Consider the following 26,899-nt stretch of genomic DNA (forward strand, 5'->3'; position numbering starts at 1 on the left):
ATGAAAAAATCAAGTAGATTTTCACCAATGCTCAAGATTTGCTTGCAGGACTTTGACGGTTCATGCAAAGGCTCCGCCGCGAGCGGCGAGTGGGGACGTCCGATCGAGATACAGGCTAAGGGACGGCCCATGCTGGAAAGTAAGGCTCGAATCGCGGTTGAGGCCGAGATCGTCGACGATGCGATCCTATCGCGCCGTTCGGTGCGCGCATTTTTGCCCGACATGATCGACGACGAGACGATCAGGGACATTCTGACGGTTGCGGCACGCGCTCCATCCGGCACCAACATGCAGCCATGGCGGGTCTACGTCACCAAGGGCAAGACCAAGCAACAGATATCGGATGCCATCCTGAATTCCGGCATCCGTGCCGAGAAGGCCGATTGGGACGAGTACCGTTACTATCCCACGCAGTTCTTCGAACCGTATCTCACCCGCCGGCGCGCCAACGGGTTCGGCCTCTATGGCGCGCTCGGGATCGGTCGCCGCGAGGTCGACAAGATGCGTGCCCAGCACGACCGCAACTTCGTCTTCTTCGACGCGCCGGTCGGTATGATCTTCACCATTGACCGCCGGCTCAACCAGGGCTCGTGGATCGATTACGGCATGTTCCTGCAGAACATCATGGTCGCGGCGCGGGGCAGGGGTCTGCACACGTGTCCGCAGGCGGCCTTCGCGCCCTATCACCGGCAGATCCGGCCGGTGCTCAACATTCCCGACGAGGAGATCGTCGTCTGCGGCATGGCGCTGGGCTATGAGGACATTTCCAAGCCCGAGAACGCCTTCCGCACCGACCGCGTGCCGCTCGAGGAATGGGTTACGTTCAGCGAATAGCCGGCCGCGACGGGCTGCGGCACTATTCCGTATTCATCTGCGCGCCATGTCCGCTGACATGGGCGCCGTCCTGTGGCGTCAGCTTGAGATAGGCTGATAGTGCGCAGAGCGTGATGACGCCCTCGATCACGAACAGGATCCGGAAATCGCTGGTCACGGCAGACCCGCCGCCGGCCAGGAACGATAGCATGGCCGCCGCAAGACCGACGCTGATCGCCACCGCCAGTTGCCAGAGGATGTAATAGAGCGCGCTGAAGCGGGCGAGTTGGTCGGGAGCGATGTCGGAATAGGCGAGGTTTCCGGTCGAGGCCCATTGCACCGAGCGGAAGACACCGAAAACGAAGATGTAGCCAAGCACGATCCAGACCGGCGTCGCCGCCTGCATCAGGGCGAAGCCCGCAACCATCGCGGCGACGATCGGCGTGTTGACGACCAGCACGCGGCGGAAGCCGAAGCGGTTGAGGACACGAGGCATGAAGAAACGCATGACCACCGAGCCGAGCGCGGCAACGAAGGTCAGCGATCCCGCCTCCACAGCGCTCATGCCGAAGCCGAGCTGGAACATCAGCGGCAGCAGGAAGGCGACGGAACTGAGGCCGATCGTGTCCAGGCCGCCGCCGGTGAGAAACGAGATGCGGAAGGTGCGGATGCGCAGCAGCTTGAGGTCGAGCAGGGGATTGGGCACGCGCAGGCAGTAGAGCGAGGCGATCGACAGGATGATGACCGCCAGTGCCAGTCCGCCGGCAATCATGCCGCCGGCGGCATCCTTGGCGGCAAGCGCATCCATGCCGAAGACAAGCAGGATCATGCCGCTGCCGACCAGCAGAAGGCCGGGAAAATCGAACCGCGTGCGAACGGGCTTGGTCACTGTCGGGAACAGCGAGGCGGCAAGGATTGTCGCCGCCAGCGCGAACGGCACATTGATGAAGAAAATCCAGCGCCAGGAAATGTAGGTGGTCAGCGCGCCGCCGACGAGCGGACCGACCAATGGCCCGGACTGACTGGCCAGCGAGATGTACATGTTGATCTTGAGCGTGCGGCTGCGCGGAAAGCTCGACAGGATGACGACCTGGCCGAGCGTGCCCATCAGCGCACCGCCGAAGCCCTGCAGCGCGCGGGCGCCGACCAGTGTCCAGATATCATCGGACAGGCCGCAGAGCGCCGACGAGGTGGCGAACACCAGCAAGGCAAAGCAGTAGACGTTGCGCAGGCCGAAGCGGTCGGCGGCCCAGCCGCCGAGCGGCATGGAGATGATCAGGCTGGCGACATAGACGGTGATCAGCAGGCCGAGCTGGCTCGGTGGACGACCGAGGCTTTCGCCGATGCCGGGCAGTGCCGTCACCACGACATTCTGGTCGAGGCTGGTCATGAACACGCCGCAGGCGACCGTCAGCGGTAGCAGGAGCAAGGCCCGGGCCGACACATCGGCGCGATCCGTGGCGCCGGCGGATAGTTCTGCGGTCATGGGGATGTTCGAACCAAACGAATGCGCCGAGTCTGAGACGGGATTTTTATCCCTTGGGTCGATCTGGCGACCACGTTTTTCCTACCATGGCCGCTGGCGGCGCGATTCTCTAGCGGCAGAACCGGCTGGCGTTGATGCCAGAAGCAATTGCTCTACTGCACCTCGTAGCCTACTTCCTCGCTGGCGTGGCAGAGCGCCTTCCAGAACGAGCGGGCGAACGAGCGAAAGACATAGATGTCGAACTCGTCGGCGCCGGTGCGCTGGATCTGGGCGAAGACATCGTGATGTGCGGTCGAGCGCCCGGCGCCTATGGGAAAAGCCGGAAGCGCGAAGTCGATGGCGAAGAATTTCGCCAGCACCCATTCGGCCTTCGGCCCGGCGATGCGAATGGCGGTGCGGCCATGCGACAGGTCCGTCACCGTGCCGATGGCCGGTGTCACCGCCTTGGCGAAGGCGGCGGCCAGCCCTTCGGCTTCGTCGGTCACGGTGAACTTTCCCGGCGCGAAGCCGAACACCGACTTCACGCCGTCGCTCAGACCGCCGCCGGCACCGTCGGGCAATGCAAGGCCGGTGACCGTGCGGATGGCAGCGATCAGCTTCTTCTCCTCGCCTGGCCATGCGGCGAGCTGCACGATCGAGCCGGGCCTTGTCTCTGTCAGGAGGATCTCGACGCCGTGCTCGAAATTGCCATGCGAGCCGGTGTGAAACTCCGGCTCAAGGGGAGATTGGCGCTCAACCATGCATGCGGGTCCCTTCCGGATCGTAGAAATGGTTGGAGACGATCTCGACCGGCCCGAAGCGATTGCGCAGCGGATCGGAGACATGGGCACGCGTGCCGTGCCGTGCCTTGCCGCCCTTGACCAGGGCGAGCGCGATGTGCTTGCCGAGCGCCGGCGAGTAGCAGCAGGCGGTGATGTGGCCGATCGAGCCGTGCGGATTGGCTTCGTCAACCTCCTCGACGATGTGCGCACCGCCATTGAGCGGCCGGTTGTCCAGCGCGATCAGGCCGACCAGTTCCAGCCGGTCGGCGGCGATCAGGCCTTCGCGGTCCATCATCGCCGAGCCGATGAAGGGCTTCTTCTTCGACAGCATCCAGTCGAGATGCAGGTCGCGCGCCGTGGTGCGGCCGTCGATCTCGGCGCCGGTGACATGGCCCTTTTCGATGCGCATTGTCCCCAGCGCCTCGAGCCCGTAGGTGACCAGCCCGAACGGCTTGCCGGCCTCGATCAGCGCTTCCCAGACATGCGTGCCATGGCCGGCGCCGGAATAGACCTCGAAGGCCATTTCGCCGGAGAAGGACAGCCGGCAGATCATCACCGGAACGTCGGCGATCTCGCCGCGCACGATGCCCATGAAGGGCAGCGTCGCATTGTCGACAGCGGTGCCGGTGACGCAAGCGGCAAGGATCTGCCTGGCCTTCGGCCCTCCGATCGCGGCGCCCGCCCATTCATCGGTCACCGAGGTGACGTGCACTTTCAGCTCCGGCCAGACCACGTCGAGGAAATATTCCAGATGCTGCATCACCTTGCCGGCATTGGCCGTGGTGGTGGTCATCAGGAAATCCTGCTCGCCAAGCCGCCAGGTGGTGCCGTCGTCGAAGGCAAAGCCGTCCTCGCGCAGCATCAGCCCGTAGCGGGCCTTGCCGACGGCGAGCGTCGAAAACATGTTGGTGTAGACGCGGTCGAGGAATGCGGCGGCATCCGGACCCTGCACCGCGATCTTGCCTAGCGTCGAGACATCGACGATGCCGGCGCTTTCGCGCGTCGCCCTGGCTTCGCGTACATAGGCCTGCTCGACCGTCTCGCCGGCATGGCCGTAGATCATCGGCCGGTACCAGAGGCCGGCGGAATACATCGTCGCGCCGTTGGCGAGGTGCCAGTCATGCATCGGCGTCAGCCGTTCAGGCTTCAGGTCGCCGAAACGCTCGGCCGCCAGCGAGCCGATCGACACCGGCGCGAAGGGCGGCCGGAAACGCGTGGTGCCGACCTCCGGGATAGGCTTGCCCAGCGCCTCGGCCATGATGGCAAGGCCGGGGACGTTGGAGCTCTTGCCCTGGTCGGTCGCCATGCCAAGCGTGGTGTAGCGCTTGAGATGCTCGACCGAGACGAAGCCTTCACGATGCGCCAGCCGCACATCCTCCGCGGTCACGTCGTGCTGGAAGTCGACAAAACTCTTGCCCTTGGCCCTGATCTCGAAAACAGGCGCCGGATCGGGATCGCCAGGTGCGGCCTCAACGGTGGGCAACGGCGGCGGCGTGGCTGTTCCACCGGCCGCCGTGAGCCCGACAGCGCGGCCTTCGGCGATGGCTTCGGCCGTCGAAAAACTACCGGTAAAGGCGCCGGCACCAATCCATTGTTGTGTTGGCCATTGTTGTGTTGGCCCCTTCTGTGTGGGCTTCGGCGGCAGGAAGGCCTGCCGGGCTGCGTTCCATTCCGCCCTGGCGCCGGCCTGGCTGGCGAGATGGATGGTCGGCGACCAGCCGCCCGACATCAGCAGGCAGTCGGCGTGGATCGAGCGCGCATCGTCGCTCAGCGTGCCCGTGATCATGTCGAAACGTTGAACCTTGATGCCCGAGAGCGCCTTGCCGCCTTCGGTGGCGACGACGGCATGGCCCGTTAACAGTTCGGCCTCGGCTTCCGCGGCGAGCTTGCGCATCTCGGCCGAAAGCTCGGGCCTGACGTCGGCGATGGCGATGATGGCGGCGCCCGCTTTCTTCAAGGCGACCGCCGCGCGATAGGCGCTGTCATTGTTGGTGAACAGGGCGACCCGTTCGCCCGGCAGAACGCCGAACTCATTGGCATAGCGCTCGGCCGCATGCGCCAGCATGACGCCCGGCCTGTCATTGCCCGGGAAGACAAGCGGTCGTTCGAAGGAACCCGTGGCGAGCACGACGGACCTGGCGCGGATCGCCCAATAGCGATGGCGCGGCTCGCCCTTGGCGGGGTGCTCCTTGTGGTCGCTGACCCGTTCGAGCGCTGCAAGCGTGTTGTTGTCGTAGTAGCCCCAGACCGTGGTGCGCGGCAGAAGCCGGACATTGTCGCGGCCTGCGAGCTGGGCGACGGTGCGCCGCGCCCAATCGGCGGCGGGCGCGCCATCGATGGCTTCATCGGACCAGTTGACCGAACCGCCGAAACGCGGTTCGAGATCGGCCAGCATGACACGGGCGCCCTGATCGGCGGCTGCCTTGGCGGCCATCAGGCCGGCGGGGCCGGAGCCGACCACCAGCACGTCGCAAAAGGCGTTCATGCGTTCGTAGCGGGCCGGGTCCTTCGCCGATCCGGCGCTGCCGAGGCCGGCGGCACGGCGGATGAAGTGCTCGCAAAACATCCAGAAGCGCGTGCCCTTGAGCGGGCCAACCACCGGCCCCATGAAGGTCTTGTAGTAGAAGCCGGCCGACAGGATCTTGCCGCCGAGTTGGTTGACGGCGTGGATGTCCCAGGCGAGCGAGGGGAAGCGGTTCTGGCTGACGGCGACCAGGCCGTCATGGATCTCGACCATGGTGGCCGGGATGTTGGGCTCGCGCACCTCGCCCTTCAGCACCGTCACCAGCGCATTGGGCTCCTCGACACCGGCGGTCAGCAGGCCGCGCGGGCGGTGATACTTGAACGAACGCCCGAAAAGAGTGACGCCCTTGGCCAGCAGTGCGGAAGCCAGCGTATCGCCGGCATGGCCGGTATAGGCAACGCCGTCGAAGGTGAAACGGATGGTCTTCAGCCGGTCGATGCGGCCGCCAGTGTCGGTGCGGCGCGGGCTCATGCTTTGTCCTCGGCCTTGCGGCGGGCGGCCGAACTGTGGTCGCCGCGTACGAAGGCGACACTCGAAATCTCATGCGTCAGCGTGTTGCGCACGACGCGCAGATGAGCGCGACAACCGCCGGAATGCTGCCAGATCTCATTGTGGTCGCCGGCCGGGTTCAGCCGGTCGTAGACATAGGCGTTCCATGCCTCGAAATTCTGCGAGGCGGGATCGGGACGTTCGCGGTTGCCATCACCCTGGTAGGTGAACTCAATGACGTCGCGCGGGCCGCAATAGGGGCAGGTGATCAACATTCAATTCTACCTAATGCAGCCTTGCTCAATGAAGCCTGGGGTTCGCGCCCTGGCCCTTGTCGTCGATGACGAGGCCACGGTGGAAACGGTCGAGCGTGAACGGCGCGTTGAAGTCGTGCGGCTCATCCTTGGCGATGGTCCAGGCAAAGGTCCAGCCAGAGGCCGGCGTCGCCTTGAAGCCGCCATAGCACCAGCCGCAATTGAGATACATGCCGGGCAGGGGGCCGGTGGTTATGATCGGCGAGCCGTCCATCGACATGTCGCAGACGCCGCCCCAGGAGCGCAGCATGCGCACGCGGGCAAGACCCGGGAACAGCGCCAGCATCTCGCTCATCACCTCGTCGACGACGGGCAGGTTGCCGCGCTGCGCGTAGCTGTTGTAGCCGTCGATGTCGCCGCCATAGACAAGGCCGCCCTTGTCGGACTGCGACATGTAGAAATGCCCCATGCCGAAGGTCACGACGGTGTCGATGAAGGGTTTCAGCGATTCCGTGACGAAGGCCTGCAGCACATGGCTTTCGATCGGCATCGTCCCGACGCCGGCCAGTTGCATGACCCGGCCCGTGCTGCCGGCCACCGCGACCGCCACCTTCTTGGCGCGGATGTCGCCGCGCGAGGTGGTGACGCCGGTGATGCGGTCGCCATCGCGCAGGAAGCCGGTGACCTCGCAATTCTCGATGATGTCGACACCGCGCCGGTCGGCGCCGCGCGCATAGCCCCAGGCGACGGCATCGTGGCGGGCGGTGCCGGCACGCCGTTGCATCAGGCCGCCAACCACGGGGAAGCGCGCATCGCCGGAGATGTCGAGCGCCGGGATCAGGCGCTTGATCTCGGCCGGCGTCATCAGCTCCGCATCGACGCCGAGATGGCGCATGGCGTTGCCGCGCCTTGCGTAGTCGTCGAACTGGGCCGGCGTGTGCGCCAGGTTCAGGCAGCCGCGCTGCGAGAACATGACGTTGTAGTTGAGTTCGTGCGAGAGGTTCTCCCACAGCTTCATCGAATGTTCGTAGAAACGGGTGTTGGCCGGCAGCAGGTAGTTCGAGCGCACGGCCGTCGTGTTGCGGCCGACATTGCCGGAGCCGAGCCAGCCCTTTTCCAGCACCGCGACATTGGTGATGCCGTGCTCCTTGGCAAGGTAGTAGGCGGTTGCCAGCCCATGGCCGCCGCCGCCGACGATGATGACATCGTAGGACGCCTTCGGGTCCGGCTTGCGCCAGGCCGGTTTCCAGTCCTTGTTTCCCTTGAGCGCGTTCGCGAGCAGCGAAAGGGCCGAGTACTCTGCCATGTGCATGTTGTCCGGTTCGGGCGATGCGGCAGACTATAGAGCAGGCCGCACGCGCAAAGCCAATATTGCGCCATGGCCTTTCGACTGGCCGACGCCTTTGTCAACGCTCCGACGCGACGGCTTGCCCCATGATATGGCCGTCTTTATCAAGGACAGGCTTTCAAATTGCCTTTGCCGTCCATGAGTCGCCCACAAATCATGCTTTTCCGATTGCTTCGCCTCATCATGGTTCTCATGCTGGTCGTCTCGGCGCCGCCGACGTTCGACGCGGCGGCTCAGGGCGTCGGCCAGGCACCCGCCGGATTGGTCGCCGACCAGCAGAAGATCATCCAGGGCCTGACCACCAAGACCGACAGTTTCGAAAAGCAGACCCAGCAGAATGGCGAGGACGATAGCAGCCTTGTCGATATCCGCCTGCAGCTGGAGGAATTGTCACGGCAATCGCTGAACAGCGCGCTGGCCTTCCGCACGCGCCTTGGCGAGATCAACGCCCGTCTGGAGCAGCTTGGCCCGGCACCGGCCGCCGGCCAGCCGGAAGAGCCCGATATCGTCAGTGCCGAACGCCAGGCGCTGACATCCGAAAAGGCCGAGATCAACGCTGTCATCTCGCAGGCCCAGGCGCTGTCGATCCGCATCAGCGGGCTGATCGACAAGATCGGCAACATGCGCAGCGAGCTGTTCCGCAATCTTTTGACCAAGCGCTACGTGCTGTCGGACGCGCTGAGCCCGCAGGTGTTTTCCGACGCCCGCGACGAGTTCGGCAATTTCTACAAGGCGGTGTCGTCCTGGCTGAGCTTTGCCTTCAAGTTCAAGTTCCAGGCGATCCTGGCGGCAACCTTCGTGGCGCTCGGCCTGGCGCTGGTGCTGCTGGTCGGCGGCAGGCGCCTGTTCGGGCGGGTGTTCGAAGCCGACCCCACCAATGAAGACCCATCCTATCTCAGCCGCTTGTCGGTGGCCTTCTGGTCGACCTTGCTGCCGACACTGGCGGTAGCCGCCTTTCTTGGATCGACAATTTTCTTTTTCAATTATTACAATGTGTTGCGCGGCGACATTGGGCTCTTCCTCAACGCGCTGGCGACCGTCATCGGCGTGGTGTTCTGCGTCAACCGGCTGACCAATGCGGCGCTGGAGCCGCGGCTGCCGAACTGGCGCCTGATCCCGGTCGAAACCGGGCCGGCGCGCTGGCTGGTGCGCCTGGCCACCGCTATGGCTGTGGTCATCAGCGTCAACACCTTCCTGTCGGTGATCAACGACAAGATGGGCTCGCCGCTGTCGCTGACCATCGCGCGCAGTTTTGTCGCCACCATCGTCGTCGGCATCATCCTAATCCTGATGGCGATGCTGCGGCCGTTCAAGGCGCGCGACGGAAGCTGGCGGCCATGGCCGGCATGGCTGCGTTACCTGTCGCTGGGCCTTGGCCTGTTCACCATCATAGCCGCCTTGCTCGGCTATATTGGCCTTGCGCTGTTCGTCTCACTGCAGGTGGTGGTCACCGGCACAGCCTTGATCACCGCCTATATCGGCTTCCTGTCGGCGCAGGCGATCGGCGAGGAGGGCGCTTTCGCCAATACATTCGTCGGCCGCTGGCTGTCGGCCAATTCCAGCTACGACGACACCGCGCTCGACCAGCTCGGCCTCGTTGTCAGCATCGCCATCAACCTGTTGATCGTGCTGGTGTTCCTGCCGCTGATCCTGTTGATGTGGGGGTTCCAGCCCGGCGACATCCAGGCCTGGGCCTACAAGCTCGCGACAGGGATCAACATCGGCTCGGTGACGATTTCGGTCACCGGCATCCTTTCGGGCATCGTCGTCTTCGTCATCGGCTATTTCCTGACGCGCTGGTTCCAGGGCTGGCTCGACGGCTCGGTCATGGCGCGCGGCAAGGTCGATACCGGGGTGCGCAACTCGATCCGGCTGGCGGTCGGCTATGCCGGCGTCGCGCTGGCGGCGCTGGTCGGCATCTCGGCCGCCGGGATCGACCTCTCCAGCCTGGCGCTGGTCGCGGGTGCGCTTTCCCTCGGTATCGGCTTTGGCCTGCAGAACGTGGTGTCCAATTTCGTCTCCGGCCTGATCCTGCTGGCCGAGCGGCCGTTCAAGGTCGGCGACTGGATCGTCGCCGGCGATGTCAGCGGCACGGTCAAGAAGATCAGCGTGCGCGCCACCGAGATCGAGACCTTCCAGCGGCAGTCGGTGATCCTGCCCAATTCCAACCTGATCAACAACGCCGTCGGCAACTGGACGCACCGCAACAAGCTCGGCCGTGTCGAGGTCAAGGTCGGTGTCGCCTATGGCAGCGACGTCAAGCAGGTGCATGCCGTCCTGCTGGAGATCGCTCGCAGCCATCCGCTGGTGCTCAAGAATCCCGAGCCCTTCGTGCTGTTTTCCAACTTCGGTGCCGCCGCGCTGGAATTCGAAATCCGGGTGTTCCTGGCCGATATTATGAACGGCAGCGCCGTGCAGAACGACATTCGTTTCGCCGTGTTGGAAAAATTCAATGGCGAGCATATCGAAATCCCCTCGACACCGCGTGCGGTCGTCGAGGCCCACAAGCCCAAGGCCTGGCCGACCGACGACGACAAGATCGAGGCCGACTTCGCCGAGCAGGAACAGGCCAAGGTGGAGGCCGCGGCCGAGGCGAAAAAGCTCGCCAAATCAGGACGCAAGCTGCGCAAGCCGGATCCTGATTAGACCGGAAGCCGGCGAAGCCGAAGCCAATTGCGGCATGAATGCGGCATTCAGTTGCGGTTCAGCTTCCATCTCATATAAGCTCCCATGCAAAGGCGAAAATGCCTTGCGTAATGCAACAGAGGCGGTGGGAACACCGATATTGCAAATGTGGAAGTCTCTCGTCGCTGCCGTCGCCCTGTTCGCCGTGAGCGGCTGGGCCCATGCCGCAAGCGCGGTCAACAAGGACGCCGAGACCCGCACGCTGATCGTGACGGAAGGCGGCAGCAAGACCGATCTTGCGCTGGCCGGCGGTGAAACCGTCGAATTCTGCCAGAATGGCTGCTTCGTCACCTTGCCCAATGGCGACCTCGAAGCGCTGACGGGTTCGGAAACCGTCGAGATCTCCGGCGGCGTCGCCCGCATCAAGTAATCCTGGCGGCGTGATTGGAAAGGCCGGGCATTTGTCCGGCCTTTTATCGTTTCCGGTAGCGGTTGCTTAACAATGACGCCGGAAATACCACCGCGACAGCCGCCCACAACCGTGCGTTTTAACGTTCGCTACGCCATACCCCGCTATACCAGCCCCAAGACGCCGGAACACGGCGCTCAACGAGATTCCGGTTTCCCGGATCAAATGGCGGCAGGGGCAGGACGTACATGGATGCGCGGTCGGACAGGAACGCAATACCGCTTGCGGTCGATCTCGACGGTACGCTGATCGCAACCGACCTGTTGTGGGAAGGACTGTTCATCCTTCTCAAGAAGAACCCGCTCTATATCTTCCTCGTGCCGTTCTGGGCGGCTGGCGGGCCGGCGCGGCTGAAGCAGGCGATCGCGCAACGCATCGATATCGATCCCGCGTCGCTGCCTTATCGTGAGCTATTGCTCAACCGCCTTCGCGCTGAACATGCCGAGGGCCGCAAGATCGTGCTGGCGACCGGCACGCCGCGCAAATTCGCCGACGCCATATCGGCACATCTCGGCATTTTCGACCGGGTGCTGGCCACCGACGGTTTCGACAATCTCACCGCGGGCAGGAAGCGCGCCTCGCTGATATCAGCCTATGGCGACGGCGGTTTCGACTATGCCGGCAACAGCCGCCACGACCTCCAGGTCTTCGACGCCGCGCGCAATGCGATTGTCGTCGCACCCGACCGTCACGCCGCACGCTGGCAGGCGGCGCGTAGCGCCGAAACGATGCCGGCGCCGAAGCCGACATTGCGGACCGTCGTCAAGATGCTGCGCGTGCACCAGTGGCTGAAGAACTCGCTGATCGCCGTACCGATGGTGCTGTCGCACGAATATTTCAATTCCAACATGATCTGGGAATGCCTGCTGGCGTTCGTCTCGTTCAGTGCGGTGGCGTCGGCGATCTACATCCTCAACGACTTCTTCGACCTGGCGCTCGACCGCAAGCACGCCACCAAGCGCAACAGGCCGTTCGCCAGCGGCGCGCTGTCGATCCCCTTCGGTCTTGGGGCTATCGCGGTGCTGCTGGCGATCGGCATCGGCACCGGGCTCTTTCTGTCGCTCGAATTCCTCGCCGTGCTTGGCGGCTACATGGTGATCACGACGGCCTATTCGCTGTCGTTCAAACGCATGCTCCTGGTCGACGTGCTGACGCTTGCCGGTCTCTACACGATCCGGGTGATCGCCGGCGCGGCCGCGACCGGCGTCGACGTCTCGTTCTGGCTGCTCGCCTTCTCCATTTTCTTCTTCCTGTCGCTGGCGCTGGTGAAGCGTTTCGTCGAATTGCGCACCACCGCCATTCCACCCGGCGAGCGCATTGCCGGACGGGGTTATCGCACCGAGGACCAGGAGATCATCGCCCAGGCCGGCATGGCTTCGGCCTTCTCCTCTGCTCTGGTGCTGGCGCTCTACATGGACAGCGTCGCGGTGCGCGAACTCTATCCGCATCCATGGCTGATCTGGCCGCTGGCGCCGATCGTGCTCTATCTCACCATGCGGGTCTGGATCCTGGCGCGTCGCGATGAAATGCATGACGATCCGGTCGTCTTCATCATCCGCGACTGGCGCAGCCAGATCGTGGTGCTGATTGGCGCGGTGCTGCTGGTCATCGGGGGCTGGTAGGCATGGCTGAACGCTTCCGCAGCTTTGGCCTTGCCACGCCGCCGGCGCCAAGGGCGATCCAGCCCGACGATGCCATCGCGTTGCTGAAGGCCGGTCACGCCGGCGAAACCTCGTTGCTTGCCTATGGCAATGGCCGTTCCTATGGCGATTCCTGCCAGAACCAGGCCGGCGCGGTGGTCGACATGCGATGCCTGAACCGCATTCGCGGCTTCGACGCCATGACCGGCGTGCTCGAAGCGGATGCCGGCGCGTTGTTGTCCGAAATCATCGCGCACGCAGCACCCCACGGCTTCTTTCCGGCAGTGGTTCCGGGAACGCAATTCGTCACGCTTGGCGGCGCCATCGCCAATGACGTGCATGGCAAGAACCATCACCGGCGCGGTACGTTCGGCTGCCACGTGGAGAGTTTCATGCTGCTGCGATCCGACGCAAAGACCTATCGCTGCTCGGCCACCGACAATCCGCGCCTGTTTGCGGCGACCATCGGCGGCATGGGGCTCACCGGCCTGATCCTGTCGGCCTCGATCCGGCTGATGCGGGTTCCTTCGCTCGACATCGTCGAGAAGGCAACGCCGTTTCGCGACCTCGGCGAATTCTTCGATATCGCCGAGGCGGCGGATCAGGCCAATGAATATGCCGTGGCCTGGATCGATCAGCTCGCGGGCGGCCGCCGCAGCGGGCGCGGCCTTTTGTTTACCGGCAACCACGCCGAGCATGGCTCGCATACGGCCGCGCGGGCCGGCGGCAATCTGTCGGTGCCGTTCCAGCCGCCCTTCAACGTGCTCAACCGGCCGTTCCTGACCGTTTTCAACGCCGCCTATCGGTGGAAGAAGGGCCGGGCGACAGCGCCGCGCCAGAGCGGTTACCAGGGTTTCTTCTTCCCCCTCGATGGCGTGCGCGACTGGAACCGGCTCTATGGCCCCAATGGACTGTTCCAGCACCAGAGCGTGGTGCCGGAGGAGGCCGCGCGCATCGTCGTGCCGGAATTGCTCGCCGCCGCCAGGCGGGCCGGGCAGGGATCTTTCCTGACCGTACTGAAGCGCTTCGGCGCGGTCCGCTCGCCGGCACTGCTGTCGTTTCCGCGGCCGGGCTATACGCTGACGCTGGATTTCCCCAACAGGGGGGCGGCGACGCTTGCCCTGCTCGGCGAACTCGACCGCATCACCATCGCGGCCGGAGGGGCGGTCAACCCTTACAAGGATGCGCGCATGGCGGCTGCGACCTTCGCCGCCTCCTTCCCGGACTGGCCGCGGCTGGAAGCGCTGCGCGACCCTGCCTTCATGTCTGATTTCTGGGCGCGCACGGCTGGGAGCATCGACCTGCGGCGGCGTGGCGCCGAGGCTGCCGAATAGATAAAATTTGAATGGCTCATGGTTATCGAATGGTTAACGCCAAGATTTACTCAAAACACTCTTGTGAGTTCACGAAATCTTTTGGGATTTGTATTACTCCACGTCACGGGGCGGGCGCGCTGACATGAAATATATCGTCTTCATTCTATTTACGGTCATGACCAATGCCGCTGCGCAGCTCATGCTGAAGCAGGGCATGATGTCGCTTGGGCCGATCTCGTTCGAGGGTGCCAACCCGCTGGTCAAGCTGCTGCAGATCGTCTTCAGCCCATGGGTGTTCCTGGGGCTCTGCACTTTCGTGATTTCCATGGCCTCGCATCTCTATGTGCTGTCCAAGGTCGAGCTTTCCTTTGCCTATCCCTTCCTCAGCCTCGCCTATGTCGCCGTCGCCATCTTCGCCTATTTCGTCTTCCGCGAGGACCTCAACGGCTGGCGCATCGCCGGCATCGGCTTCATCTGCGTCGGCACTGTGCTGATCGCGCAAAGTGGTCGCGGGCACGAAGAGGAAACGGCTTCCCTTTCGTCCGACAGGATTCACAGCGAGACCGTTCGATGAGACATGTTATCTTTGGTGGTGACGGCTTCGTTGGCCGCCACCTTGCGCCCAAGCTTGTGGCCGATGGCGAAGAGGTTGTCGTTGCCGACATCATCAAAAGCGACCTTGCGCATTACCGCAACGTCCGCTTCGTCACGTGCGACGTCACCGATCCGGCGTCGGTCGCTGCTGTCGGGCTCAAGGCCGGCGACATGGTCTACAATCTGTCGGCCAAGATGCTGTCGCCGATCCAGGTGCGCGCCAAGCGGCACGATTTCTTCTTTCCGGTGAATTTCAACGGCACCGAACACATCATGCAGGCCATGGACAGAGCCGGCGCGCCCAAGCTCGTCCACTACACGACCGACATGATCTACGGCCACACGGTCACCCAGCCGATGACCGAGGACCATCCGGTCGCGCCGCTCGGCGAATATGGCTGGTCGAAGCAGAAGACCGAGGAACTGGCAGCCGTTTGGCGCATGCGCGGCATGTCGATCTCGCTGTTTCGCCCCCGCCTGATCATCGGGCCTGGCCGGCTCGGCATCCTGGAAAAACTGTTCAAGCTGATCGACTGGAATTTTCCGGTGCCGATGATCGGCTCGGGCAGGAACCCCTATCAGTTCATTTCAGTTTTCGATTGCGCGGAAGCTGCCCGCGCGGCCTGGAAAGCCGGCGTGCCGAACGAGGCCTATAATCTCGGCTCGCTCAATCCGCCGCCGGTCAAGAAGCTGCTTGGCGACCTGATCAGGCATGCAGGCTCCAAATCGATCCTGATCCCGACGCCGGGGTGGGCGGTCAAGCGCACGCTCGATCTGCTCGATCTCATGAATATGCCGATCATGGATCCGGAGCAGTATCTGATCGCGGACGAGGAGTGCGTGCTCGACGTGTCCAAGGCCGAGCGGCAACTCGGTTGGGTGCCGCAATATCGCGACGAAGACATGCTGATCGCCGCCTACAGCGAGTACCGCGCCAAGAAGGCCGGGCATGCCGTCGCCACCAACCATGTGCCCGCCGAATAGCCGAACAGTTTTATGGCGCACGACAATGGTCGTCAGCGCGGACAGGAGATTGAAATGACCGTCATGGCCAAGCCCGAACAGACGAACACGCGTACCATGGTCAACGCGCCGGCGCTGTCGCCCGCCACCATCGCCAAGCCCGACCTGATCAGCGTCGAGCAGGCCAAGGCGATGGACGTCGCGGCAATGACCGACCTGTTCAAGGCGCATCTCAATCCCGGCCAACTGCATTTCATGAAGCTGCTCGGCTTCCACAAGATCAAGATCGAGCGCGCCGAGGGCATGTTCTACATCGACCAGAACGGCCGCAAGATTCTCGATTTCTTCGGCGGCTTCGGGTCGCTGGCCTTCGGCCACAACCATCCGCGCATCCTGGAGGCGCGCAAAAAATTCCAGGAGGAGAAGCGCCAGGAAATCGCCATCGCCTTCATGTCGCAATATGCGGCGGCATTGGCGCACAACCTCGCCAAATGCTCGCCCGGCGATCTCGACATGGTGTTCCTGGGTTCGTCCGGCTCGGAGGCCATGGAAGCGGCGGTGAAACTCGCCGAGCGCGCCGCAGGCCCCAAGCGGCCGAAGATCGTCTATGCCGAGAATTCCTTTCACGGCAAGACCAAGGGCGTGCTCGGCATCACCGACGGGCAGCTCTACCGCGCCGACTTCAAGATGGCGGACAATACGGTGCGCATTCCCTTTGCCGACATCGACGCGGTCGAGCGCCTGTTCCGCTCCGATCCGGAGGTCGGCGTCATCGTGCTCGAAACCATCCAGGGTGGCGGCGGTATCATTCAGGCGCCTGCCGAGTACTGGCAGAAGCTGCGCGCGCTGTGCGACCAGTACGGCGTGCTGTGGGTTGCCGACGAAGTGCAGTGCGGCTATGGCCGCTCGGGCCGGTTCTACGCCTTCGAGCATTACGGCGTGGTGCCCGACGTGACGGCGCTGGCCAAGTCGCTCGGTGGCGGCAAGGCGGCGGTCGGCGCCATGATCGCGCGCCGCGAGGTTTATATGAAGGCCTACGGCACGCCGAAGACGGCAATGATCCATGCCATGGCCACCTTCGGCGGCATGGGTGAAGCCTGCGTCACCTCGATAGAGGGCCTCAACGTGCTCTATGACGAGGGGCTGATCGACAACGCCGCCATCATCGGCGATTATTTGCTCACGCGCCTGCAAGCGCTCAAGGACAAATATCCCAAGATCATCAAGGATGTGCGTGGCAAGGGCTTCATGGTCGGGCTTGAGTTCCACGATTTCTCGCAGACCTTACCGATGGTGCTGCGCCCGATCGTCAGCGTGCTCGACGACAAGCTGAAGGGCTCGCTGTCCGGCTTCGTGGGGGCACTGTTGTTGCGCGACTATGATGTGCTGGTCGCCTTTACCGAATACAACCGTAACGTCATCCGGCTCGAGCCGCCGCTGATCTGCCAGCGCGAGCATGTCGACCGCTTCGTCGATGCCTTCGACAGCCTGTTGTCGCGTGGCATCGCCGGAATCGTGAAGGATTTCGTCAAAAGCCAAGTCCGCTAAAACGAAGCGCGCTGAGTAGACCATGCTGACCAAGTCGCCCGCTCCGCAAAACCAGCTCGACCGGCTCACCGAGGCTGGCCTGGCGTGGGGCGAGGGGACCTATGCGCGGCTGGCAGCCCCGATCGGCGCGGCGGCCTTCGCGCTCTACATCCTTTTGACGGCGTTCACGGCATGGGTGATGCCCGACGCCAATTGGGACATGCTGCCCTATCTCGCAATATCGGAGGAAGGCACCTATTCCGACGCGCAGGCACTGCATGATTATGCCTACAGCACCGTCAAATCCGACGTGTCGGCCGGCGACTACAAGACGCTGACCGACGATGGCGGCGGCTTCCGCAGCCACATGACGGAGAATGCCGCCGACTTCCATTCGCTGCTCGGCATGTACCGGATCAAGTTCCTCTATGCCGAGATCCTGTCGACGCTGAGCTCGGTGATGTCGCCGGTCGAGGCGATGCGCCTGGTGCAAGTGTTCTCGGTGCTGCTGTTCGGCGCGATCACGCTGCTCTGGCTGCGTTCGCAAAACGCGTTGGCCCTGGCGCCGGTGGTCGGCGCGGTGCTGATCATGGCCGATTTCGGCGATGCGGCACGTGCCTCGACGCCGGACCTGCTGACGTCGGCGCTGCTGCTCGGTGGGCTCTACGCCTACATCAGGGGCCGCGAGGCGGCGACGGCGGTCCTGCTCTTTCTCGCCTTCATTGTGCGGCCGGACAATATTGTTTTCCTTGCTGTTTTCGCGGTGCTGCTGGTCGTCTTCCGGCAGAAGGCATGGGGCGCGCTGGCCGGCTTCGCCGCGTCCTTCGTTGCCTATTTCGCCATTTCGCACTGGGCCCATCATCCCGGCTGGTGGCCGCATCTTTGGTTCTCCAGCATCGAACAGCACTATAATATGGACGGGTTCGAGCCGGCCTTCTCGGTCATCGCCTATCTCAGGGCGTTCGCCGCGTCGCTGCTGCGCGCCGTCAATTTGAACAGCTGGGTCGGCGTTTCGGTGCTGGCGCTGGCGGGCTGGTATGCGGCGAGCCGTGCCGGCTTCCACCTCGACCGCCGTGCCGGCATCCTGTTCGCCGCACTAGTGCTTGGCGCGCTGGCGAAGTTCACCGTCTTCCCGATCCACGACACGCGGATCTATTTCCCGCATCTGATCCCGCCATTCCTGCTGCTGGCAACGCCGTTCATGGCACTGTGGGCAGCTATTGCCCGCAGCCAGCATCGCGAGGCGCTGCAAATCGTTCCCGGAGACAAGCCATGAGTTCGCTATCCAGCCTGGCACGCATCGCGCTGTCGCTCGGTCTTCCGGCAGGTCTGCTCGATCGCGGACCGTCGCTGCGCGGCACGAAATTCCTCGCCAAGGCGGCGCTGAAAGCACGCTTCGGCGGGGCAGGACGGCCGTTCCAGATGGTCAATGTCGGCGCCTGCGACGGCGCGCTGTTCGATGACGTGACGCCTTGGCTGCACAGGATTGCCGGCGCGCGCGCCATGCTGGTCGAGCCGATCCCGTACAATCAGAAGCGGCTGCGCGCCAACTATCCCGACACGGGCCGCTTCATCATCGAGCCGGTGGCTGTCACAAAAGCCAAGGGCACGATCACCGTTCACACTTTCGATGCCGCGGCGCTCGAAGCCGGCACGCTGCCGATCGAGTTCATCGGCTGCTCGTCGGTCACCGACACCAATCTGATGTCGGGCAAGAATGCCTGGGGCGAGGCCGACGCCAACTTCAACAAGTTCGCACCGCACCTTCGGGATATCGAGGTGCCGTCGGAAACGCTGCAGACGCTGCTCGATCGCAACGGCATCAGCCATATCGACGCCTTCCTCGTCGATTGCGAAGGCGCCGACTGGGTCGTCTTCGAACAGCTCGATCTCAAGCGCTATCGTCCGGGCATGATCAAGGTCGAGGTCGGCGCACTGCCGGCCTCGGAGATCGGCCAGGTCGTGGTCAAGCTGAAGACGGCGGGCTACCAGGTCGGGTTCCAGGCCGAGGATGTCTGGGCCTTCGCCTGAGGGTCACGATTCTCCAGATCATGTAGGGGTCGCGCCGCACCAGCGGCGTGTCGCAAACAGGCGGTAGCGTGGTCGCTGTCGCCTGCATATTGTGCGCCGATCAAACGGGCGCCGACGCTGCCCGCAAACGCTTTTGGAGTCGCGGGCAATGGCAGAGTTTCCGAAAAAGGCGAAGGTCGTCATCATAGGCCTCGGCGGCATCGTCGGCGCGTCGATCGCCCATCATCTTATCGAGCGTGGATGGGACGACATCGTCGGCATCGACAAGTCGGGCATCCCGACCGATATCGGTTCCACCGCGCATGCCTCCGACTTCTGCTACACGACCAGCCACGACTTCCTGTCCTGCTGGACGACGCTTTATTCCATCGATTTCTACGAGAAGATGGGCCACTATGCGCGCATCGGCGGCCTTGAAGTCGCGCGCGTCGGCGACGACGGCCGCATGGACGAGATCAAGCGCAAGATCGCTTCTGCGAAGGCTTTTGGCACACGTGCACGCCTGATCGAACCGGCCGAGATCAAGGAAAAATTCCCGCTGATCGAAGAAGGGATGGTGCAGGGCGGGCTCTGGGATCCCGATGCGGGCCTGGTGATCCCGCGTTCGCAGACTGTCGCCGGCAAGCTGGTCGACCAGGCGGAAGCTTCGGGCAAGCTCAAATCCTTCGCCAACACGCCGGCCAGGTCGCTCGTCGTCAAGGACGGCCGGATCAGCGCCGTGGTGACCGATCGCGGCACCATCGAAGCCGATTATGTCATCGTCTGCGCCGGTATCTGGGGCCGTCTGATCGCGGAAATGGTCGGCGAGGATCTGCCGGTCATGCCGATCGACCATCCGCTGACCTTCTTCGGTCCCTATAATGAGTTCGCCGGCACCGGCAAGGAGATCGGCTGGCCGCTGCTGCGCGACCAGGGCAACTCGGCCTACATGCGCGACACCGGCGATCCCAAGACCGCCGAGGGCGGCCAGATCGAGTGGGGCTATTACGAAGAAAACAATCCGCGCCTCTGCCATCCGCGCGACCTGCTTGAGAAGGACCAGGCCCGGCTATCGCCATCGCAGCGCGACCTCGACATGGAGCAGATCCTGGCGCCGCTCGAGCGCGCCATGGAACTGACGCCGATCCTGGGCGAGCTCGGCTACAATGAAAGCCATTCCTTCAACGGCCTCTTGCAGGTGACGGCCGATGGCGGACCGTCGATGGGCGAAAGCCAGAAGGTGAGGGGGCTCTGGTATGCGGTCGCCATCTGGGTCAAGGACGGCCCCGGCATGGGCAAGCTGATCGCCGATTGGATGACGGACGGCCGCACGGAAATCGACCACCACGCCATCGACTATGCGCGCTTCTATCCGCACCAGACGAAGGAACAGTTCATCTGGGACCGCTGCACCGAAACGGCGATGAAGGTTTATAATCCCGCGGTGCATCCGCGCGAGCCGTTTTCCAAGGCCCGCAACATCAGGCGTTCGCCGTTCTGGGAGCGCGAGAAGGAGCTCGGCGGCTACTTCATGGAACTGGGCGGATGGGAGCGTGCTCACGGCTATGCCGCCAACGAGCATCTGCTGGAGAAATACGGCAACCGCGTACCGGTGCGCGAGAACGAATGGGACAATCGCCATTTCTGGCGTGTCTCCAACGCCGAACATCTGGCGATGAGCGAGGATTGCGGCATCGTCAATCTGTCGCATTTCTCGATGTATGACATCGAGGGACCCGACCACGTCGCGTTGTTGGAGTGGCTTTGCGCGGCCAAGATCGGCGGTGACAACAATATCGGCAAGGGCATCTACACCCACTTCCTCGATGAGGAAGGCATGGTGCGCGCCGACTTCACCGTCATCCGCATGGCGGACCGCTGTCGTTTGATCGACGGCGCGGATGCCGGCCCGCGCGACTTCCAGTACATGCGCCGCACAGCGCAGGACAAAGGTTTTGATGTCACCATCACCGACGTGACGGAGAAATTCGTCACCATCGGCATCTGGGGTCCGAATGCCCGTGCCACCCTGCAGAAGGTGGTCGAGAACCCCGAGGGTCTTTCGCTCGAGAATTTTCCATTCGCGGCGATCAAGCCGGTCAGGATCGGCGGCAAGGACGTCACCGCCTTCCGCATCTCCTATGTCGGCGAGCAGGGCTGGGAACTGCACATGTGCTACGAGGACGGTCTCGCCGTCTGGGATGCGCTGCGCTCGACCGGCGTGATGCCGTTCGGCGTCGAGACCTATGCCAACACGCGCCGCATGGAAAAGAGCCTGCGACTGCAGAACGCCGACCTCTTGACCGAGTACAATCTGCTCGAAGCCGATCTCGCGCGTCCGAAGGTCAAGGAGAATGATTTCTGCGGCAAGGCCAAGCATGTGGAATACCGCGCGCGCGAGCATCAGCCGGCCATGCTGTGCACGCTGGTGATGACCGAGAACACCGATGCCAAGGGCGTCGCCCGCTATCCCGTCGGCATCATGCCGGTGATGGACCCCAAGACGGGCGAAACGCTGGTCGACGAACTCGGCCGCCGGTCCTTCACTTCCTCGGTCGCCTATGGTCCGACCATCGGCAAGAACATCGCGCTCGCCTATCTGCCCTGGGCATATGCCCAGGAGGGCCGCAAGCTGGCTGTCGAATATTTCGGCGAGACATACCCAGTCGAAGTCGCGGCTGTCGGTTACAAGCCGCTCTATGATCCGGAGAACCTCAAGCCGCGCAGCTGAGCGCCGGCGGAGCAACGAAGCAATCGCAAAAGCCTGGCCTCGAGCAGGGCTTTTGTCTTTTTAACCGGGCGGTTTTCGCTTACCCTTGCGGTATGTCTGCTTTCTCGTATGCAAGACATCTGCTTTCCGGCTGCACCGCGCTGGCACTGACGCTCTGGCTGGCGCCGGGATCGCGCGCGGACGAGCCGGTCGATGTCGAGCTGGTGCTGGCGGTCGATGTCTCGCTGTCGATGTCGGCGGACGAGCTCGAAATCCAGCGCCATGGCTACGCAGCGGCGCTGACACATGACAATGTATTGCAGGCGATCGCCAATGGCTCCTATGGCAAGATCGCCGTCACCTATGTCGAATGGGCCGGCACCAGCTGGCAGCGTGTCATCGTGCCTTGGACGGTCATCGCCAACCGTGACGATGCCGAGCGGGTGGTCGCACAAATGTCGGCGCATCCGCCCGACAGCGCGCGGCGCACCTCGATATCCGGCGCGCTGGAGTTCGGCAGCGACCTTTTCGCCGAAAGCGGCTACCAGGGGACCAAGCGGGTCATCGACATTTCCGGCGACGGGCCCAACAACCAGGGCGCGCCGGTCAACCTCACCCGTGACAGGGTGGTCAGGCAAGGCATCGTCATCAACGGCCTGCCGCTGATGACCCGCGGCGGCTTTTCCGGTGCCTACGACGTCAACGATCTCGACCGCTACTACAGCGACTGCGTCATCGGCGGCCCAGGAGCCTTCATGATCCCGGTCAACGACTGGACGCAATTTCCCGAAGCCATCCGCCGCAAACTGGTGCTGGAGCTTGCCGGCCCGGCGTCACCGCAATGGGCGGCCGAGGAGGCGGATCATCCGCCAGTCGTGCTGGCGCAGGAAAAGCCCGCCAGCGACTGCCAGATCGGCGAGAAAATGTGGCGCAACCGGAGCTGGATGCCGGACAGCCGCTAGAGACCCAGGCGCAGGTGGGAGGAGGCATTGGCAAACTGATCGGCCCGCGCTATCCAGCCGGTGGGGGCCACGGTCGAACCGAGGAAACATCAGATGAAGCGCCTTGCCGTCCTGACAGCTGTCGCGTCCGTGCTTTTTGCAGATGGCGCCAGCGCCCAATACAACGACCAGCCGGCCTGCGTCATGTTCGAGCACGCGAATTTTCGCGGGCGGTCGATCGAAATGGCGCCCGACGATTCGGTGAGCTTTCGCGGTGGTCAGTTCTGGAACGATCGTGTTTCTTCGGTGTTCGTCAGCCGCGGCTGCACGCTCGTGGCCTATGAGGATACGCGGATGGGCGGCCGTTCGATAGAGATCGGCCGCAGAGCCCGCTATCTCGGAGGCAACTGGAACGATCGCATCTCGTCCGCCGAGTGCGTCTGCGACGGTTAAAATATCCTGGATTCAGGCAGCCAGTAGCCATTGGGTCATTTGGCTGCCGGGCCGGCTGCGTGTCTGCGTCCAACCCGGCATGCGCTTCACCATGCTGTTGATTGACAAGGTCGCCGGTGTCTGTGAACTATTTCCCCCAAGAGAAACAAAAGGGGAACCGACATGAACAGAATCGCCATTTTCGCCGCAACATTGACACTTGCCGCCGGCCTGTCCGCGCCGGTGATGGCCGCCACGTCGGTCACCATCGGCATCAGCGGCTGGACCGGCTTCGCGCCGCTGACGCTTGCCAAGCAGGCAGGCCTCTTCGAGAAACACGGCCTCGACGTGACCTTGAAGAAGGTGCCGCAGGCCAGCCGTCCGCTCGCCATCGCCAGCGGCGACCTGCAATGCGCCGCCACCACGGTCGAGACCTGGCTGGTGTGGAACGCCAGCGGGGTGACCACCAAGCAGATCTTCCAGCTCGACAAATCCTACGGCGCCGACGGCATCGTCGTGCGCAACGACATCAAGACCGTCGCCGATCTCAAGGGCAAGAATGTCGCGTCCTCGGCGCCGGGCACGTCACCCTATTTCATGCTCGCCTGGGTGCTGAACAAGAACGGCATGTCGACCAAGGACGTCACCGTCGTCAACCTCGAGCCGGACGCGGCGGCGCAAGCCTTCCTTGCCGGCCAGAACGATGCCGCGGTCACCTATGAGCCGTTCATCTCGGCGGTGCGCGACAAGGCCGACCAGGGCCATATCCTGGCGACCACGCTCGACTATCCGATGGTCCTCGACACGGTCGGCTGCACGCCCGAATTCCTCAAGGCCAACCCGGATGCCGCCAAGGCGCTCGCCGACAGCTATTTCGAGGCGCTCGATCTGATCAAGAAGGATCCGCAGAAATCCTACGAGATCATGGGCGCCGATGTGAAACAGTCTGCCAAGGAATTCGAGGATTCGGCGAAGTACCTGAAATGGGCCGACAAGGCCGAGAACAAGCAGTTCTTCACCAAGGAATTCCAGGATTTTTCCAAGACCGCCGGCGATCTGCTGCTGCAGATGGGGCTGATCAAGGAAGCGCCCGACGTCGCCACTTTGGCCGACACAAGCGCGGTGGCGAACTGACCGTCGGTCTCTGCCCATCACGCGGCGGCGCCTGCGCCGCCGCTTTCTCACGGACAAATTTGAGCATGGGGACGAAATGACGATGCGGACGATCTGACGATGCGCCCCTTGCATCCGGTCGCGCCGGGCCTCCGAACCGTGCTCGGCATCTCCTTCTTCGTCCTGTTTGTGGCGTTCTGGGCGTGGATCACGCTTGGCGGGCACGTTAACCGCATCTTCCTCGCCGACCCACTGTCTATGCTTCGGGATGGCTGGCGGTTGCTGGTCGAGGACCGTTTCTGGCTCGACATACTGATCACCATCTGGCGGGTTTTTGGGGGCTTTGTGCTGGCGTCGGTCGTTGCCGTGCCGATTGGTATCGCGATGGGCGCCTGGAAGCCGGTGGAGGCGTTTCTCGAATCTTTCGTCTCCTTTGCCCGCTACCTGCCGGCATCCGCCTTCATTCCGCTGCTCATCCTGTGGGCCGGCATCGGCGAATTGGAAAAACTGCTCGTCATCTTCGTCGGATCGGTGTTCCAGATCATCCTGATCATTGCCGTCAAGGTGGGGTCGACGCGGCGCGACCTGGTCGAAGCCGCCTATACGCTGGGCTCGACCAACAACGGCATCGTCAAACGGGTGATCATGCCGGCCAATGCGCCAGAAATCGCCGAGACGCTGCGGCTGGTGCTCGGCTGGGCCTGGACCTATGTCATCGTCGCCGAGCTGATCGGCTCGTCGTCGGGCATCGGCTATATGATCATCAACAGCCAGTCGCGGCTGGCGACCGGGCAGATCATCTTCGGCATCATCGTCATCGGGTTGATCGGGCTGTTGTCCGACTTCGCCTTCAAGGCGTTCAACCGCTGGCTCTTTCCGTGGAGCCTGGCGTGAGCAAGCTTCTTATCGAGGGCGTTTCGCGCACCTTTGCAGGCGTGCGCGGCGGACAGCCGGTCAGGGCGCTGATGCCGGTCGACATGGCGGTTGCCGCCAACGACTTCATCACCATTCTGGGGCCGTCCGGCTGCGGAAAGTCGACATTGCTTAGGATCGTCGCTGGCCTCGAAGCGCCGAGCGAAGGCCGTGTGCTGCTCGACGGCAAGGCGGTGACGCGACCGGGACCGGATCGCGGCATGGTCTTCCAGTCCTACACGCTGTTTCCGTGGCTGACGGTGGCCGAGAATATCGCCTTCGGCCTGTGCGAACGCGGCACGGCGCAAAAGGAGCGCGACGGGGTCGTCGCTTCCTATGTCGATCTCGTCGGGCTGAAAGGGTTCGAGAACCATTGGCCGAAGCAGCTTTCCGGCGGCATGCAGCAGCGCACGGCGATTGCCCGGGCGCTGGCCAACGATCCCGAGATCCTGTTGCTGGACGAGCCGTTCGGCGCGCTCGACAACCAGACGCGCGGGCTGATGCAGGAATTGCTGCTCGGCATCTGGGAACGGCGCAAGAAGACGGTGCTGTTCGTCACCCACGACATCGAGGAGGCGATCTTCATGGCCTCGCGGGTGATCGTGATGACGGCGCGGCCCGGCAGCATCAAGTCGGATGTCGCCATCGACCTCCCGCATCCGCGCCATTACACGCTCAAAACCAGTCCGGAATTCTCCGCGCTGAAGGCGCGGCTGACCGAGGATATCCGCGTCGAGGCGATGCGGACGGCGCAGGCGTAGCCGACCGAGGCCTGACCGGCGGAATTGCGGGTCAGGCGGCCAGCAGCTGCTTGCGGTCGACGCGCTCCTGCTGCGGCGAGCGGGCGTAAAGCTCGCGGTAGCATTTGGAGAAATGCGAGGCCGAGACGAAGCCGCAGGCGACAGCCACCTCGACCACCGGCATCGACGACTGGATCAGCAGGTGCCGGGCGCGGTCGAGCCGGATTTCCAGGTAGTAGCGGGCAGGGGAGCGGCCCATCTCGGTGCGGAACAGGCGCTCGATCTGGCGCCGCGACAGGTCGACATGGTCGGCGATCTCGATCAGCGACAGCGGCTCGGAGAGGTTGCCTTCCATTAGCTCGATGATGGCCAGCACTTTCGAGTTCTGCACGCCGAGGCGGGCACGCAGCGGCAGGCGCTGGCGGTCGGTCGGGCTGCGCACGCGGTCGGTCAGCACCTGCTCGCAGACGCGGTTGACGAGGCTCTCGTCGAAATCGTCGCCGATCAGCTTCAGCATCATGTCGAGTGCTGCGGTGCCGCCGGCGCAGGTGTAGATGTTCTGGTCGATCTCGAAGAGGTCGGCAAAGACATTGGCCTTGGGAAACGCCTCGGAAAAGCCCGGCAGGTTTTCCCAATGAATGGCGCAGCGCTTGTTGGACAGCAGACCGGCGGCGGCGAGGATATGCGCGCCGGTGCACAGGCCGCCGACGGCGACACCGCGATTGTACTCTTCGCGCAGCCAGGCGAAGGCCGACTTGTTATGGTAGCGCTCGACATCGATGCCGCTGCAGACGATGGCCATGTTGGGCCGTTCAGGACCCGCCATCTTCTTGCGCTCCTCCTCGAGCGAGGTGTTGACGGCGCATTCGACACCGTTGGAGGCGCGCACCGGCTTGCCATCGATGCTGGCCAGGCGCCAGCGATAGGCCTCGTAACCGAGCATGCGGTTGGCCGAGCGCAGCGGGTCGAGCGCGGTCGCAAAAGCGATCATGGTGAAATCGGGGACAAGGAAGAACACAAACGATCGCTTGATCGGATGCTTTACGGCGTTCAAGGGAACCTCACACAGCCATGACGCGAACAGGATGTCGCGAATAGCATAGCGTCATCAGGAAAAACCATGCTTGTCAATCGGCTACGCCGCCTGGACGCGATTAAATTTGCGACATGGGTCGCAAATGGGCAATGGGATCGATGAACCCCGCGCGAGCGGGTGAGGTGGAAACAAAAAC

22 protein-coding genes are annotated in these 26,899 nt (G+C 63.4%); 16 read left to right on the forward strand and 6 right to left on the reverse strand.

Features of this window, described 5'->3' with window-relative positions; translation table 11 throughout:
- The first annotated feature begins 129 nt into the window (after positions 1 to 129).
- Positions 130 to 834 (forward strand): nitroreductase, encoded by a 705-nt coding sequence (locus tag FJ978_RS29125; RefSeq protein WP_041164821.1) that lies wholly within the window; start codon positions 130 to 132, stop codon positions 832 to 834.
- Positions 835 to 856: 22 nt separating this feature from the next.
- On the opposite strand, the gene FJ978_RS29130 is transcribed toward FJ978_RS29125, so the two are convergent.
- The 5 genes from FJ978_RS29130 to FJ978_RS29150 form a co-directional block, all read right to left on the reverse strand.
- Positions 857 to 2,299, reverse strand: coding sequence for an MFS transporter (locus FJ978_RS29130; protein ID WP_140576134.1), 1,443 nt, complete (start codon positions 2,297 to 2,299; stop codon positions 857 to 859).
- Positions 2,300 to 2,451: 152 nt separating this feature from the next.
- On the reverse strand, positions 2,452 to 3,039 hold the full coding sequence (locus FJ978_RS29135) for a sarcosine oxidase subunit gamma (protein WP_140576135.1): 588 nt from the start codon (positions 3,037 to 3,039) through the stop codon (positions 2,452 to 2,454).
- Entirely contained in the window at positions 3,032 to 6,055 is a 3,024-nt protein-coding gene (locus tag FJ978_RS29140) for a sarcosine oxidase subunit alpha (protein WP_140576137.1), read from the reverse strand. The genes FJ978_RS29135 and FJ978_RS29140 overlap by 8 nt, the downstream gene beginning before the upstream one ends.
- On the reverse strand, positions 6,052 to 6,348 hold the full coding sequence (locus FJ978_RS29145) for a sarcosine oxidase subunit delta (protein ID WP_140576139.1): 297 nt from the start codon (positions 6,346 to 6,348) through the stop codon (positions 6,052 to 6,054). The genes FJ978_RS29140 and FJ978_RS29145 overlap by 4 nt, the downstream gene beginning before the upstream one ends.
- A gap of 25 nt (positions 6,349 to 6,373) precedes the next feature.
- Entirely contained in the window at positions 6,374 to 7,633 is a 1,260-nt protein-coding gene (locus FJ978_RS29150) for a sarcosine oxidase subunit beta (RefSeq protein WP_140576140.1), read from the reverse strand.
- Between the two features lie 198 nt (positions 7,634 to 7,831).
- Here FJ978_RS29150 and FJ978_RS29155 point away from each other — a divergent pair, with 198 nt between their 5' ends.
- The 15 genes from FJ978_RS29155 (at position 7,832) to FJ978_RS29225 (ending at position 25,688) form a co-directional block, all read left to right on the forward strand.
- A complete protein-coding gene (locus FJ978_RS29155; RefSeq protein ID WP_140576142.1) occupies positions 7,832 to 10,321 on the forward strand; it encodes a mechanosensitive ion channel family protein in 2,490 nt (829 codons plus the stop codon).
- Positions 10,322 to 10,466: 145 nt separating this feature from the next.
- Positions 10,467 to 10,730, forward strand: coding sequence for a hypothetical protein (locus tag FJ978_RS29160; protein ID WP_013894953.1), 264 nt, complete (start codon positions 10,467 to 10,469; stop codon positions 10,728 to 10,730).
- Positions 10,731 to 10,957: 227 nt separating this feature from the next.
- A complete protein-coding gene (locus FJ978_RS29165; protein WP_140576143.1) occupies positions 10,958 to 12,391 on the forward strand; it encodes a UbiA family prenyltransferase in 1,434 nt (477 codons plus the stop codon).
- A gap of 2 nt (positions 12,392 to 12,393) precedes the next feature.
- Positions 12,394 to 13,743 carry an FAD-binding oxidoreductase gene (locus FJ978_RS29170; protein WP_140576144.1) on the forward strand — a complete coding sequence of 450 codons (1,350 nt, stop codon included), beginning with the start codon at positions 12,394 to 12,396 and terminating at the stop codon, positions 13,741 to 13,743.
- Between the two features lie 124 nt (positions 13,744 to 13,867).
- The gene (locus FJ978_RS29175; protein WP_140576146.1) at positions 13,868 to 14,299 is read left to right on the forward strand and encodes an EamA family transporter; all 432 of its coding nucleotides are present in this window, start codon (positions 13,868 to 13,870) and stop codon (positions 14,297 to 14,299) included.
- Positions 14,296 to 15,303 carry an NAD(P)-dependent oxidoreductase gene (locus FJ978_RS29180; protein WP_140576148.1) on the forward strand — a complete coding sequence of 336 codons (1,008 nt, stop codon included), beginning with the start codon at positions 14,296 to 14,298 and terminating at the stop codon, positions 15,301 to 15,303. Before FJ978_RS29175 ends, FJ978_RS29180 begins: the two co-directional genes overlap by 4 nt.
- Positions 15,304 to 15,399: 96 nt before the next feature.
- Positions 15,400 to 16,830, forward strand: a complete 1,431-nt coding sequence (locus FJ978_RS29185; RefSeq protein ID WP_181176833.1) for an aspartate aminotransferase family protein — start codon at positions 15,400 to 15,402, stop codon at positions 16,828 to 16,830.
- Between the two features lie 22 nt (positions 16,831 to 16,852).
- Entirely contained in the window at positions 16,853 to 18,085 is a 1,233-nt protein-coding gene (locus tag FJ978_RS29190; RefSeq protein WP_140576151.1) for a DUF2029 domain-containing protein, read from the forward strand.
- Positions 18,082 to 18,840: an FkbM family methyltransferase gene (locus FJ978_RS29195; protein ID WP_140576152.1), complete on the forward strand. Its 759-nt coding sequence runs from the start codon at positions 18,082 to 18,084 to the stop codon at positions 18,838 to 18,840. Before FJ978_RS29190 ends, FJ978_RS29195 begins: the two co-directional genes overlap by 4 nt.
- Positions 18,841 to 18,988: 148 nt before the next feature.
- Complete coding sequence (locus FJ978_RS29200) at positions 18,989 to 21,550, forward strand: FAD-dependent oxidoreductase (RefSeq protein WP_140576154.1); 2,562 nt, start codon at positions 18,989 to 18,991, stop codon at positions 21,548 to 21,550.
- A 92-nt stretch (positions 21,551 to 21,642) separates the two neighbouring features.
- The gene (locus FJ978_RS29205) at positions 21,643 to 22,491 is read left to right on the forward strand and encodes a DUF1194 domain-containing protein (protein WP_140576155.1); all 849 of its coding nucleotides are present in this window, start codon (positions 21,643 to 21,645) and stop codon (positions 22,489 to 22,491) included.
- A 93-nt stretch (positions 22,492 to 22,584) separates the two neighbouring features.
- Positions 22,585 to 22,923, forward strand: coding sequence for a peptidase inhibitor family I36 protein (locus FJ978_RS29210; RefSeq protein ID WP_013894963.1), 339 nt, complete (start codon positions 22,585 to 22,587; stop codon positions 22,921 to 22,923).
- Between the two features lie 162 nt (positions 22,924 to 23,085).
- Positions 23,086 to 24,036 carry an ABC transporter substrate-binding protein gene (locus FJ978_RS29215; protein WP_140576157.1) on the forward strand — a complete coding sequence of 317 codons (951 nt, stop codon included), beginning with the start codon at positions 23,086 to 23,088 and terminating at the stop codon, positions 24,034 to 24,036.
- A 99-nt stretch (positions 24,037 to 24,135) separates the two neighbouring features.
- A complete protein-coding gene (locus FJ978_RS29220; protein WP_140576158.1) occupies positions 24,136 to 24,909 on the forward strand; it encodes an ABC transporter permease in 774 nt (257 codons plus the stop codon).
- Positions 24,906 to 25,688, forward strand: coding sequence for an ABC transporter ATP-binding protein (locus FJ978_RS29225; RefSeq protein ID WP_140576160.1), 783 nt, complete (start codon positions 24,906 to 24,908; stop codon positions 25,686 to 25,688). The genes FJ978_RS29220 and FJ978_RS29225 overlap by 4 nt, the downstream gene beginning before the upstream one ends.
- A 31-nt stretch (positions 25,689 to 25,719) precedes the next feature.
- Here FJ978_RS29225 and FJ978_RS29230 read toward each other — a convergent pair whose 3' ends face one another.
- Positions 25,720 to 26,658, reverse strand: coding sequence for a GlxA family transcriptional regulator (locus tag FJ978_RS29230; protein WP_348640332.1), 939 nt, complete (start codon positions 26,656 to 26,658; stop codon positions 25,720 to 25,722).
- Between the last annotated feature and the right edge of the window lie 241 nt (positions 26,659 to 26,899).

The organism is Mesorhizobium sp. B1-1-7, from assembly GCF_006442705.1.
GTDB lineage: Bacteria > Pseudomonadota > Alphaproteobacteria > Rhizobiales > Rhizobiaceae > Mesorhizobium > Mesorhizobium opportunistum.